General features: G+C 63.6%; 7 protein-coding genes and 2 pseudogenes. 7 read left to right on the forward strand and 2 right to left on the reverse strand.

The genetic code is table 11. The features are described from left to right. The first annotated feature begins 21 nt into the window (after positions 1-21). Both R9J51_RS21260 and R9J51_RS21265 read left to right on the forward strand, forming a co-directional pair. Positions 22-1,949: pseudogene (locus tag R9J51_RS21260) on the forward strand (CocE/NonD family hydrolase). Positions 1,950-3,472: 1,523 nt separating this feature from the next. Beyond that, positions 3,473-4,354 carry an alpha/beta fold hydrolase gene (locus R9J51_RS21265; protein ID WP_179562533.1) on the forward strand — a complete coding sequence of 294 codons (882 nt, stop codon included), beginning with the start codon at positions 3,473-3,475 and terminating at the stop codon, positions 4,352-4,354. 36 nt (positions 4,355-4,390) lie between these two features. On the opposite strand, the pseudogene R9J51_RS21270 reads toward R9J51_RS21265, so the two are convergent. Continuing rightward, positions 4,391-5,880: pseudogene (locus R9J51_RS21270) on the reverse strand (FAD-dependent oxidoreductase). 63 nt (positions 5,881-5,943) lie between these two features. Between R9J51_RS21270 and R9J51_RS21275 the strand changes: the two are divergent. Both R9J51_RS21275 and R9J51_RS21280 read left to right on the forward strand, forming a co-directional pair. Continuing rightward, positions 5,944-6,408 (forward strand): MarR family winged helix-turn-helix transcriptional regulator, encoded by a 465-nt coding sequence (locus R9J51_RS21275; RefSeq protein ID WP_432788075.1) that lies wholly within the window; start codon positions 5,944-5,946, stop codon positions 6,406-6,408. 212 nt (positions 6,409-6,620) lie between these two features. Next, entirely contained in the window at positions 6,621-8,057 is a 1,437-nt protein-coding gene (locus R9J51_RS21280; protein ID WP_218847446.1) for a methyl-accepting chemotaxis protein, read from the forward strand. 30 nt (positions 8,058-8,087) lie between these two features. On the opposite strand, the gene R9J51_RS21285 is transcribed toward R9J51_RS21280, so the two are convergent. After that, positions 8,088-9,092 carry a LacI family DNA-binding transcriptional regulator gene (locus R9J51_RS21285; RefSeq protein ID WP_179562525.1) on the reverse strand — a complete coding sequence of 335 codons (1,005 nt, stop codon included), beginning with the start codon at positions 9,090-9,092 and terminating at the stop codon, positions 8,088-8,090. Positions 9,093-9,461: 369 nt separating this feature from the next. On the opposite strand from R9J51_RS21285, the gene R9J51_RS21290 reads away from it, so the two are divergent. From R9J51_RS21290 to R9J51_RS21300, 3 genes are read left to right on the forward strand one after another with little or no spacing between them, the layout of a single operon-like run. Beyond that, positions 9,462-10,700 carry an MFS transporter gene (locus R9J51_RS21290; RefSeq protein WP_179562523.1) on the forward strand — a complete coding sequence of 413 codons (1,239 nt, stop codon included), beginning with the start codon at positions 9,462-9,464 and terminating at the stop codon, positions 10,698-10,700. Continuing rightward, the gene (locus R9J51_RS21295) at positions 10,693-11,406 is read left to right on the forward strand and encodes an SDR family oxidoreductase (protein WP_179562521.1); all 714 of its coding nucleotides are present in this window, start codon (positions 10,693-10,695) and stop codon (positions 11,404-11,406) included. Before R9J51_RS21290 ends, R9J51_RS21295 begins: the two co-directional genes overlap by 8 nt. Positions 11,407-11,441: 35 nt before the next feature. After that, the gene (locus tag R9J51_RS21300) at positions 11,442-13,508 is read left to right on the forward strand and encodes a TonB-dependent receptor (protein WP_168557366.1); all 2,067 of its coding nucleotides are present in this window, start codon (positions 11,442-11,444) and stop codon (positions 13,506-13,508) included. Positions 13,509-13,576: the final 68 nt, after the last annotated feature.

Here is a 13,576-nt window from a genome sequence, read left to right on the forward strand (position 1 = left end):
TTCCTGCTGAAAGTGCCCCCCATGCGCTCCATCCTGTCCCTGGCATCGGCTTCGTTTCTCACGCTGGCGCTGGCCGCCCCGGCCTTGGCGCAAGGCGCGGCGCCGGCTGCCGTAACGCCAATGACGCCCGATGTGGTGGACGCGTTCGATCAGGTGCTGCCGTCTGCCGATTTCATCCGGCGCGAAGCGATGGTGCCGATGCGCGACGGGACCAAGCTCTATACCGTGATCGTGATGAAGAAGGGCACCAAGGGCGGGCCGATCCTGCTCTCGCGCTCCCCTACGATGCCCATGGATCGACCCATCGCGTGGCGAGCCAGCGCATCGTCGACATTCTCGAGGCGATGGACGCCGAATTTGCCGAGGACGGCTATATCCGTGTCTACCAGGACATTCGCGGCATGCACCGCTCGGAAGGCACCTATATCATGAACCGGCCGATCGCCGGGCCGCTCAACACCACGGGCATCGATGAATCGACCGATGCCTATGACACGATCGACTGGCTGGTAAAGAACGTGCCGGAAAGCAACGGCAAAGTCGGGATCATCGGCTCGTCCTACCTGGGCTTCACCACGCTGATGGCCGAAATCAACCCGCACCCCGCGCTCAAGGCCGCCGTGCCGGAAAGCCCCATGGTCGATGGCTGGATGGGCGACGACTGGTTCCACAACGGCGCGTTCCGGGTTTCCTCGCTCAGCTATGCCACGACGCAGGGGTTCAACAAGGGCGATGGTGGCGGCGAATTCGCGCTGGGCAAGGGAGATGACTACACCCGCTGGCTGGAAGCGGGATCGGTGGGCGATTTTGCGGCCAAGCTGGGTATTGCCCAGGTCCCCGGCGTGCGCAAATGGCTGGAAAACCCGGCCTATACCGATTTCTGGTCTCTCCAGGCGGTTGACAAGTGGCTGGCGGCCCGGCCCTTGACCGTGCCCACGATGATCGAAGTGGGGCAGTGGGACCAGGAAGACAGCTATGGCGCGCCGGCCGTCTATCGCGCGCTGGAGCCCAAGGACAAGAACAACGACATGGTCACGCTGGTGATCGGCCCGTGGCGCCATTCGGGCGCCAACCACGGCGGATCGAGCCTGGGCGCGCTGGATTTCACCGGGGACACCGCGCGCGAATGGCGCGTAAAATATCTCAAGCCGTTCCTGGACCACTGGCTGAAGGATGCGCCCGATCCGCATACGCCGCCCGTGCTGACGTATGCCACCGGCATCAACCAGTGGCAGGAAAGCGCGGCTTGGCCGATGGGCAAGGGCACGCCGCTCTATCTCGACGCCAAAGGCAGCGCCAGCTTTGCCAAGCCGGCCGCCGCCGGGCACGATGACTATGTCAGCGATCCGGCCCACCCGGTGCCGTTCATTCCGCGCCCGATCGACATGGAAGACGGCGCGCAGTGGAAGCCCTGGCTGGTGCACGACCAGCGCTTCGTCTCGGGCCGGCCCGACGTGGCCGAATGGCAGACCGCCACGCTCGACAAGCCGGTGCACATCATGGGCGCGCCCGAGGTGGACCTCTATGCCGCCACCACCGGCACCGACAGTGACTGGGTGGTCAAGCTGATCGACGTCTATCCCAACGACGTGCCCGAGGCGGCCGATCAGGGCGGCCGCCCGTCGATGGCCGGATACGAACTGCCGATCGGCATCGAGATTTTCCGCGGCCGCTATGCCAAAAGCTTTGTCCAGCCCGCTGCCTTGAAGCCGGGGCAAGTGGTGCACTATCACTGGGCGCTGCCCAACGTGAACCATGTGTTCCTGCCGGGGCACAAGCTGAAAGTGCAGGTGCAGTCCACCTTGTTCCCGCTCTATGACCGCAATCCGCAGACCTTCGTGCCCAACATCATGTTCGCCAAGCCCGGCGATTATCGCAAGGCCACGCAAAGCGTGTGGTTCGGCGGCAGCACGGCCAGCGCCGTGGTGCTCCCGGTGGCGGCGCAGTAGGCGCGGCGGTTTAGAAAACGAACCGGTCGGCCCATCATAAGGTTGGACAATGGCTGGCAACGGTGTTGATCCCGCCTTTGCGGGGTGCTCCTCCGGCTGTCGAACGCCATGCGCACTTACATGGAAGAGATGCCGAGCATAGTCTCGCAGAACGAAGACAGTCTGGGTAAATGGTACCTGCCCTGCAATCGGACTGGCTGCGCCACCGATCGCAAGCAAGTTCTGAGGCATTTACACAGGCTGTTGGGCTCCTAGGCGGCGTGGACAAATTCCACAACGCCACGGTTGCCCTGTAAAAGGCCCTGGCGAGGCGCGAAGCCGCAGGAAGAGTGGGCCTCTTTCAAGGCAGAGCAACGCTGCCAGGGCCTTTTACAGGGCAACCGCTGCGGGGCTGGACCAAAAACCGCCATTTCCACGTCGGCTCGGCTAGCAATAGGCCCACTATTGCTTCACCTCGCCTCCTTGAACTGGCGGTTTTTGCCTCCAGCCGTGGCGCTGTGGAATTTGTCCACGCCGCCTAGCGGCGTCTGCGCGGGGCGGGATTCCGTCCGCTCGTTGGCGCGTGAGCCGAAATGCCCAAGTTCGGTAGTTGGGGCAGCAGCGCTCTGTCGGACCTACTGCCTTGCCTGTGTGTCCTTGCAGCTTTATTGTTATGTAATGCAGCGTGGAACACGTAAAACGGCACGAGCAATCGACCCAAGCTCATCGATTTTCGACTACCTTGAGGATGAAGCAGGGTTATGGGTGGAATGTCCCAATTGCAAGGGCCCTGCCAATGTCGCCCCTAGATCGATGGACGGCCGATATCTTGCAAACATGGCGAATCTGACCTGTTTCAGCTGCTTGATGAGAAGAGAAAACAAGGACACGACAGACGAGGATACTCAACGATGCGGGAGTTGCGGCACCAGAGTTTCGATTGAAAATCCTGTTGCCAAACCTCGTTTGTCAGGAAAAGAGCCCCCAAACCGTCGATCGGGTTGTGGCTTTTGTCGTAGGCTCCAACAGGGCTGCGATCCCTTTTTTGGTCTCCCCTTGTTTTTGAAAACGAAAGTTGGCGATAAGGAACTATGGGCAGTCAACCGAAGGCATGCCGTTGATCTTCAATACTACCTTGGCGCTATGCTGCGCGAACGCGGGAAGGGTTTCGCACTGACGGCATTCGCACGGTTGCCTGCGTGGGTGAAAACAGCCTCAAGTCGCCCGAAGGTCCTCCATGCTCTAGGAAAGATGCTTTCCTTGGCAGATCGTCATCGGTTGCCGTAGTTTTAGACCATTCCTGACCTACTGGTGCAGGGAGGTGGCGCCCAGGCAGATGTCCCACTCGATCGACACAAGCCCAATATACGGTTTCAGGTGAAGTGGGCGTACACCGCAACATTTTTGTACTCTGGACGGGGGCCAGTCCTTTGGTGATTGGCCCTTGGTCACGTCGCGCTCGCTTGAATGCCTGGACCAGCCTCGCTTGTGTTCTGGCCGCCCAGCACGCACTATGCGTTTCTAATTCTGCATAAGGGGTCATGATGAGGCGGGCACTTTTACCTTTGTTGCTGGCATTGCCCGTCGCTGCCTTGGCGGCACAGATACCTGATGCAGTGGTCGCCGATCCGCCGGTCGACACGCGTCACCCGGCCGGTCTGGCGGCTTTCGTCATTCCTTCTGCCGATGGTGCGCTGAACGCGGTGATGTATACGGCGGCAGGGGCTGGCCCCCATCCGACGCTGCTGCTGCTTCATGGTTTTCCCGGCAACGAGCAGAACCTTGACCTGGCCCAAGCCGCGCGCCGGGCGGGCTGGAACGTGCTGACGTTTCACTACCGCGGATCATGGGGCAGCCCGGGCAGCTATTCGTTTGCCCATTGCCAGGCCGATGCCGCCAATGTGCTGGCCTATCTGCGAACGGACAAGGTCGTCCGGCAATTTGCCATCGACCCATCTCGCATCGCGGTTGCCGGGCATAGCCTTGGGGGCATCGTTGCGGCGCGGGTTGGTGCAGATGATCCGAAAGTTGTTGGGGTGTTCCTGATCGATCCGGCCGATATTGCCGCGATCGGGCGCAGTTTTTCCGATCCCAAGCAACGCGAAGCTTTCCTGGTGGGGGAAGTGCGCGGTGACATGCCCCCGTTGGCCGGCACCAGCGAGGCCATGATCATGGACGAGGTGGCCCACGCGGGCCCGGCGTTGGATCTCGTGGCGACGATGCCCGCACTGGCAGGGCGCCCGCTGGCGCTCATAGGCGCCAAGCGAGGGATTGGCGCCATGGCGGCAACGGCAGCCGTCGCCGCGCGCAAGGCAGGTGCGGTGCACCTGGAGGCCGAGACGCTTGATACCGACCACAGCTTTTCCGACATGCGCATAGCCTTGGCGAGCAAATTGGTGAATTGGTTGGGTCAATTCCGGCCATGATCGCTGCCGTGCGGTTATATCTGGGAAGGCCGAAGCCTAGGTCGGGCCAAGCCCGGCCAGTGCCAGGCAGGCATCGAGCGTGGTGGCCTGATCGACGATGATCGCGCCGATATAGCCGTCCGGGCGGACGAGAACGCAGTCGCCGGGATGGACGCCATAGGCGGCCTGAAATTGTCCGGCGTCGTCGGCAAAGGCACCGTGTTTTCCGATTGCGTGGACTTGCAGGCCAGGCCTGGCCGCGAGTGGGGCGGTGCCAAAGCAAAGCAGCGTCCAGTGCGGCCCTTTGAACAGATCGAACAATCGGTGCTGCTGGCCCGCCGCATCGCGAACCAGGGCATCGGGTGCGCGGTCTCCGGCCTGCAGGTCTCCCGATCGACCGGGCGTGGGCATCGCGAGCGGCGATTCCCGATAGCCAAGATCGAGTTGGTGCACGTTGCGCCCGCGGCGCATGTCGCCGCTTTTCAGCGCATCGAGCAACCCGGTTGCTAGTCCAAGCATTGCTTGTGCGACGGGGCGGCGTTCGGCTTCATAGGTGTCGAGCAGCGCAAGCGGAGCACCGTGAATGACCGCGTCAGCTTCCAGCCGAGATTGTAGGCATCCTGAACGCTGGTGTTCAGCCCCTGTCCGCCGGTCGGGGGATGCGTGTGCGCGGCATCGCCGACGAGGAAGGTGCGTTGCGCACGATAGCGATCGGCGAGCCGCGCGTTCATTTTGTAAGCCGATGCCCAGGATACCGAATGCACCAGCAGATCGTGCCGGGCTGACCGCTCGCGCAACAGCGTCGTCAAGCCCTGCGCAGACAGATCCACCTCGCCATCCATCGCGACCGGTCCTTGCAGTTGGAAGAGATCGGTTCCGGCCAGCGGGCAGGCAGAAATCTGGCGTTGCCGATCATCCAGGCCAAAGCGGTGCCATACGTCGCGCGACAGGCCGGTAAGGACAACGTCGGCGACGATCGCACGCACGCCAAGCGTCTTGCCCGGGAAGCCGATGTCGAGTGTGCGACGAATGAAAGAGCGGCCGCCGTCCGCGCCGACGAGCCAGCGGGTGCGCAACGTTTCCTCGCCTGCCTTTGTCGCAAGGCGAGCGGTCACGCCATGATCGTCCTGGGTAAAGCCGGTCAGTTCGCAGCCGAAGACCGGCTGGTGGCCCAATTCAGCCAACCGCTCGCGCATGACGCGCTCGGTCAGGAACTGCGGTATCATCAGCGGCAATGGGTACGGTTCCGAGAACGTGGGCAAACCAGCCTCCATCATGTCGGAGTCGATGAAGCTGCCGTCTTGCTGGTACGCGCGCTGCCTGGGGTAGGGGCCGCCCAGGGCAAGGATCCGATCGATAATGCCAAGGTCTTGGAAAACTTCCTGGGTACGGGGCTGGATCGCCTTGCCGCGCGAACCGCGGAACGGTTCCTCCAGCTTGTCGATCAGGCGAAACGAGATGCCTCGCCGCGCCAGGTCGACGGCCAGCGTCAGCCCAGCGGCACCTGCGCCGCAGATCAGCACATCCGCCGCGAAACCGTTTGTCATAGCAAACTCCATGTGTGTATTATGCACGCATATCGGGGCGGCTGATCGGAGTCAAACTTAAAAGTGCATAATACACTTAATTCTGCTCTCCTGCGGGAGCTGCACGGGGCGCTGATCGATATCGTCAGTGTGATGAATCGTCCCCAGCGCGACGAGGCCATGGTGCGCGAGGCGGGCATCGCGCTCGATCGCGCGCTGTTTCCGCTGCTGGTGATGGTCGAGCGGCTTGGGCCGATCGGCATTGTCGACCTGGCCGACCGCGTGGGGCGCGATTACACGACGGTAAGCCGCCAGGTTACCAAGCTCGAAAGCCTCGGTTTGATAGAACGCCGCGCTAGCCAGGCGGACGGCCGTGTGCGCGAGGCAACGATTACTCCCCAGGGCAAAACCCTGACCGACAAGATCGACATGGCGCGCGAGGCCATGGCGCGCGCGATATTTGCCGATTGGCCAGAGCAGGATGTTGCCGACCTGGTCCGGCTGATGCGCCGCTTTGCAGATGCGGTGCAGGTCGACCCAGCCGAGTAGGACCGGGAAGCCTAGGCGGGGGTTTGCCGCGACAGGCAAGCGGGGCAGGGCAAAGAACCCGTTCGCCATTCGCGCCCGGCACGTGCGGCGGAATGGGGCCAACTACCTAGGGCGGCTATAGACCAAGGCTAACGGACCGCGCGCTAAGGTGCCTGCATTCGTGTGAGTCTGTTGTGCTGCGTGTTGGGCGCGGCTGGATATCGGAGTGGCCCATGCTGTCCTGGTTCAGGGAAATTGCCCCGATCCGCACCAAATTTCGCTTTCTCGTGGCGATGCAGGCGATTCTGGCGGTGGCGACCGTCGCCGTCGTCATCGTCGTGGTCGAAGATATCGTGACCAGCCACGCCGTTACGCTGATCATCCTGACGCTATCTCTCGCATCGGTGGCCATGCTTGCCTGGGCTGGCAAGACCATCTGCGATCCCTACGTCGCCACGGTCTTGCGCATGGAAGCGCTGGCCGCCGGTGACCTGGATTCACCGGTCAGCTTTACCGCCTATCAGGATTGCGTCGGGCGTCTGACGCGGGCCATGGCCATGTTTCGACAGCAGGCGGTGGTCCTGCGCGAGGACGCGGCGATCCAGCAGCGCGTCGTTACGGCGATGGCCGGCGCCCTTCGGCGATTGGCCGCCAACGACCTGACGGCGCGCGTCGATGAGACCTTGCCCGGAGAATACGGCAAGCTGCGCGACAACTTCAACAGCGCGGCTGAAGCGCTCGATGCCGCGTTCCATGGCGTGGCCCATTCCGCTGCCGACATCCTCAACGGCTCTGCAGAAATCCGTTCTGCATCCGATGATCTTTCGGCGCGTACCGAGCAGCAGGCCGCGGCGCTCGAGCAAAGCACATCGGGCATTGCCGAAGTGACGCAGACGGTGCAGCGCAACGCCGCGGCCGCGCAAGCCGTTGCGCAGAACGTGCGCGATGTTCAGGTGGAGGCGCGGCAAGGGGGCACCGTCGTGGCCAAGGCAGTAGCGGCCATGACCGGCATCCAGAATTCTTCGGACGAGATTGCCCAGATCATCTCGGTCATCGACGGGATTGCCTTCCAGACCAATCTGCTGGCGCTGAACGCCGGCGTGGAAGCGGCGCGCGCAGGCGAAAGTGGCAAGGGGTTTGCCGTGGTCGCCACCGAAGTGCGGGCACTGGCCCAGCGGTCTGCGGACGCGGCAACCCAGATCCGCACGCTGATCAATGCCAGCACCGAGCAGGTGCGCGATGGCGTGGGCCTGGTCGGCGCGACCGGTGACGCGCTTGCCGCCATCGTCGACAGCATCGACCAGATCGCGACATCGGTCATCGCGATCGCCGAAACAGCGGCCAGCCAGTCCAACTCATTGGAGCGTGTCAGCGCCACTGCCGGCGAAATGGACCGCATGACCCAGCAAAATGCGGCGATGGTGGAACAGAGCAACGCGGCCGCACGGCAATTGGCCGATCAATCGACCCGGCTGTCGCAGCTTGTTCAGGGATTCCACATTTCCCGGACCGGCGCCGCCCCCATCGCAGCACCCAAACCGGCAGCCATGCTGGCAAGCGATCGCGTCATCGCGCCCGCGCCCATGCCCATGCCCATGCCCGTGCCTGTGCCCGTGCAACGGCCAATGGCCACGAACCTGGCTGTGGCCGAAAACTGGTCGGAGTTCTGATCGTCATTGGCAACGGGATCGCACGGGGTTTCAGGTGCGGTGCGTCCCGCCGCTGGCACGCAGGACCAGTTCGCCTTTGAGGCGTTCAACGCCGGTGACGGTGTTGCCCTCTTCAATCTGGTCGATCAGGACGCTGAGCGTGCGATCGACCATCGCTTCCAAGGGCGCGGCATAAGTAGCCAGTTCGAACGCTTGCCAGCCGGCCGCCGGGGCATCGTCAAACCCGAACACTGCCACTTCGCGGCCTGGAACCAGGCCCAGGTCCCGCACCGCCTGGACCGCGAACAGACCCATGAAGTCGGTCACGCAGAACAGCGCATCGGCAGGATCGGGCCGGTCCAGCAGGTCGCGCACGGCGCGATAGGTCCCCTCGGCGGTGAATTCGCCACAGGCCTGGAGCAAGCGCGCTTCGGCATGTTCAGCCACCGCATCCTTGAAATGCAGCGCGCGTTCGGATCCGGCCGAGCTTTCCGCCAGGCCACTGATCAGGCCCAGCCGGCGCCGTCCCTGCCCAAGCAGATGGGCCGCAATCGCGCGTGCGCCATGGGCGTTGTCGGCGCAGACGCCGGGAATGCGTTCTTCGGGATCGATGTTGTTGAGCATGACCACCGGCAGTCCTGCCGCAAGGCATTCGCGCGCGGCGAGCGTGGCAAGGCTGGACGAGGCAAAGATCACGCCGTCGAGCTGGTAGCGCAGCAGTTCGTCCAGAACCGGGTCGAGGCTCGCCTGGCCATGGGTGATGAACAGCACGATGCGGTAGCCGGCTGCGGCTGCGCGTTCATGGAGCTGTTCCACCAGCGCTGGATAGAACTGGTTGTCGAGGCTGGTGATCGCCAGCCCCAGCAAGCGCGACCGGCTGGTGATCAGCGAGCGGGCATTGGCATTGGGACGGTAGCGCAGCAGCCGCGCCGCCTCGAGGATGCGCTGCCGCGCGTCTTCAGACACCAGGCCGCCGGTGAACGCGCGCGACACGGCGGATTTGGAGACACCCGCCACGCGGGCGACGTCGGCACCCGTAGCGCGCCGCCCATTCATGATGACATGTTTCGTTGCATGACCGCAGCGGTAACAGCACTGGGAAGGATTGCAAAGCCGCGATCCGATTTCTCCGATAGCCATCCATTGCCAAATTGAATTTGTCGAATCCCCGCAAACGCGGTCATTCAGCGCACTACATATCGGGAGAGAAACAGCGACGCGCGAAAGCGTCACGTCCAAAGGTGGGAGCGATTGCAGTGGTACTCGGCCATTGCCGAAGCCGCGGCTTGCGCATGCCCCGCCTTGCGGCGCCCCCAAGCCAAAGGGGCGTCCGACATTGCTTGATGTTGAAGCGGCAGGCTTGGCCAGGGCCGCCCGGTGTGGGCGCGCGGCCGCCCGTCTTTGCGCGATCCCCAAGGAGCACAGATGAGACAGAACAGAAATCCAGGCGCGATGACGGGAATAGCGTTGCTGTTGCCGATCACGCTTTCGACCATGGCGATCGTCTTGCTGGCGCCGGTCCTGCCGGGGATACTGGCCGAATTTTCCGGCGTGCCGGGACATGAATACTGGGTGCCCATGATCTTGACGATCCCGGCACTGTGCATTGCGCTGTTTTCGACTCTGGCAGGCTTGCTCGGCGATGTGTTCGGGCGGCGGCGCCTGCTGGTTGCGTCGTTCGTGATCTATGCGATCGTGGGCGTGGCACCGGTGTTCCTGCGGGATCTGGGGGCGATCCTGGTCAGTCGTGTCGGCGTGGGCATCGCCGAGGCGCTGATCATGGTGCTTTCGACCACGATGATCGGTGATTACTTTCACGGTGCCGCGCGCGACAAATGGTTGGCGGCGCAAACCGCGTTCGCCTCGGTATCGGCGCTGCTGTTCTTCAACATCGGCGGCCAATTGGGCAATTTCGGCTGGCGCACGCCGTTCTGGGTCTATCTTTCGGCCCTGCTCATGCTGGCGCTGGTGCTTTGCTTCACGTGGGAGCCCAAGGCTGCAGCGGCGCAAGACGGCGGCGCTGCAGCCGCCGGACAGGCGCCGGCGCGTGGCTGGGCCGGATTTCCCTGGGCGCGCATGCTGCTGATCCTTGCGATCACCGTCTATGGCGCGATCTTCTTCTACACCGTGCAGATCCAGGCTTCGGCAGGCCTTGCCGTGCTTGGTGTCACCAACCCGGCGCGCGCCGGCTTCCTGACCTCGATCGCCAGCATCGGCGTGCCGTTGGGAACATTCATCTATTCGCGCATCGGGCGCTGGCCGGTGCAGCGTCTGCTGGTGATCGAATTCGGCTTTCTGGCGGTCGGCTTCCTGCTGATGGGCCGCGCGGAAACGACCGGCGCTTTCGTGGTGGGGTGCTTCATCAACCAGCTTGGCGCTGGCCTGCTGCTGCCAACCTTGCTGGTCTGGGCGATGAGCCTGCTGGCCTTTGAAGTGCGCGGTCGCGGCGCGGGCATGTGGCAGAGCGCCTTTGCCCTGGGGCAGTTCCTCAGCCCCGTGGTGGTGACTTTTGCCGCCACCCATGCCGGCGGCCTGCAAAACGCCTTTGCCGTGATGTCCGGCGGTGCGGTGGCGGGGCTGGTGGTCCTGCTGCTGTGCGCCAGCCGGATTGCCCGGGTGGGCGACATCGACGAGGCCGGGCTGAAAGTCGGCGTCCATGGCTGAGCGGCTTGCGGGAAAAGTGGCCGTCGTCACTGGCGCGGCCAACGGCATCGGCGCGGGCGTGGCCGCAGCGTTCGCCGACCAGGGCGCCACTGTCATTGGCGTGGACCAGGCCGGGTGTGACCACGCCTGCGATCTGACCGACGAAGCTGCGGTTACGGCGCTGTTTGGCTGCATCGGGGAAACGCATGGGCGGATCGATATTCTGGTCAACGCGGCGGCCTATGCCGTGTTCGCTTGGATCGAAGAGCTTTCCTACCAGGATTGGAAGCGCACTCTGGCGTGCGAACTGGACATCGTGTTCCTGCCCACCCGCGCTGCCTGGCCTTTGCTCAAGGCCAGCGGCCGGGCCAGCGTGATCAACTTTGCCAGTGCCAATGCCTATCATGCGCTGCCGGGATCGGCCGCGCTGGCGCATTGCGCGGGCAAGGGCGGCGTGCTGGCAATGACGCGGCAACTGGCCATGGAAGGTGCGCCGCACGGGGTGCGGGCCAACACCATTTCGCCTGGTTTCATCCGCACGGCTGCAACCGATCGCCACTTGGCTGCCGACCCGGCGCTCAAGGCGCAGATCCTCGCCAAGAACATGCTGCCGATGCTGGGAGAACCGCAGGACATCGCCTTTGCCGCGATCTGGCTTGGCAGCGACGAGGCCCGGTACGTGACGGGTGCCGATTTCTCCATCGATGGAGGCGCCACCGCCTGGTGAAAGCATTGCATTCAAATCAAAAAATGGGAGGATGTATGAAACAGTCGATTTATGCCCGCGCTTTGCCGGCACTGTGCCTGGCCGTGGTCTGCGCGCCAGCCCATGCGGCCGATGCTGCCCCGCCCCAGGGCGATAGCGACAGCAATGGCGGCGAGGGCAAGGTCTCGCTCGGCGATATCATCGTGACGGCGCAGAAAACCGCTTCCACGCTGCAAAAGACCCCGATGTCGATCTCGGTCGTGGGCGGCGAGGCCGTGGCGCGCATGGCGCAGACTGCTGCCGATGAAGTTCTCAAGGGCGTTGCGGGGGTCGAGGTGCAGGGCGCCGCGCGCGGGCAGGTCATCGCCATTCGCGGCCTTGGCACCGACACGCCATCCGGCGTGGGCGAAAGTTCGGTTTCTACCAATTTCGACGGCGTCTATTCGATCCGCGCCGAATCCAACACGCTGGGTTTTTATGACCTGGAGCGCGTCGAGGTGCTGCGCGGGCCGCAGTCCACGCTGTATGGCCGCAACGCCACGGCCGGCGTGGTCAACATGATCAGCGCCAATCCCAAGCTGGGCGATCGCGCGATGGCCATCACGGTGGGCGCCGGTAATTACAACCTTGTGCGCGGCGAAGCCATGATCAACCTGCCGCTGGCCGATACGGTGGCCTTGCGCGTTTCGGGCACTGGCATTTCCCGCGATGGCTATCTCAACAACGGCCACAGCGACCAGAAAGGCGCCGGCGTGCGCGCCAAGTTGCTCTGGGAACCAAGCGCCGACGTTTCGGTCCTCACCGGCTTCGAAGGCGCCTGGCTCAAGGGCCACGGCAGCGGCGCGGTCGAGGTGGCGAATTTCGACGCCGGCAAACCCTATACCACGGCCGATTCCAGCATCGGTGGCCAGGATTACTTTGGCTACAAGGCGTGGAGCCAGGTCGACTGGAAAGTGGGACCGGGCACCGTCACGTTCATTCCCGCCTACCAGCACGGCCACGGCGTGAACAACGGTGTCTTCGGCGGCCGCGGCACATATGGCCAGGACCCGGCCAAGATCGACCAGGGCAGCGCCGAACTGCGCTATGCCGCCGCACCCGGCGCCCCGGTGCAGTGGATCGTGGGCCTCTATCATTATGACTACAGCCAGTTCACCTTTTCGCTCGACAACGCCACGTACGGCAGCACCGCCGGCTACAGCTACAACCGGGGCATTTCCAATGCGGTATTTGGGCAGGTTACCGTGCCTGTGGCGCCGGGCCTGCGGCTTGTGGGCGGCATGCGCGAAACCTGGGACCGGCGCCGCGCCAGCGGGACGGATTCTGCCGGAAACATCGTGGGTGGCCGACTGAGCAACAGCTTCTTCGATTACCGCGCTGGCGTGGAATACGATGTCGGCGCGCATTCGCTGGCCTATGTTACGGCCTCCAGCGCGTTTCGCCCTGGTGGGGTGAGCCCATTCGATGGCAAGACCTTCCTGCCCGAACGGCTCCACGCCTATGAGGCCGGTCTCAAGAACCGTCTGTTCGACAACCGGCTGCAGTTCAATTTGAGCGGGTTCTACTACGATTATTCGAACTATCAGGTGGTGGACTTCTTCATCGGCGCCACCGGGCCCAACCTGGTGTTCTACAATGTCGATGCGCGCAACTATGGTCTGGAGCTGGATGCCCAGGCCGCGTTGAGCGCGGCCGATACGGTCAACCTGAGCGCCACTTATCTAGCCTCGCGGATCGAGGGCGATCTGATCCTGCACCCGTCCGATCCCTTCACCCCGGTGAACTTCAAGGGCGAGCGGCTGCCGCACGCGCCGCGCTGGACGGTGAAGGGCGGCTATCAGCATGTGTTCGACATGGCAGGCGCGGGCTCGCTCACCGCGCGGGCCGATGCACGCTATGTGACGCGGCAATATCTTGCGCCCAACAATACCGCTGGTGCCACGCAGGAAGCCTATGGTGCGCTCGACGCTTCGCTCGCCTGGCGATCGGCCAACGATCGCTACAGCCTTACCGCGTACATGAAGAACATCACCAACAAGGCGGTGAAGACCGGCTATTTCGTCGGCTACGTCACTGTCGCCGCTCCCAAGACTTATGGCGTGACGGCTTCGGCGCGCTTTTGATCGGGCAGCAGTGGGCGCTGCTTTGGCGGCAGCGCCCACCTTCTTCCTCCCCTCTGTTCCTTGGAAGG

The sequence above is a fragment of the Novosphingobium rhizosphaerae genome, from assembly GCF_050920675.1.
Classification (GTDB): Bacteria; Pseudomonadota; Alphaproteobacteria; order Sphingomonadales; family Sphingomonadaceae; genus Novosphingobium; species Novosphingobium rhizosphaerae.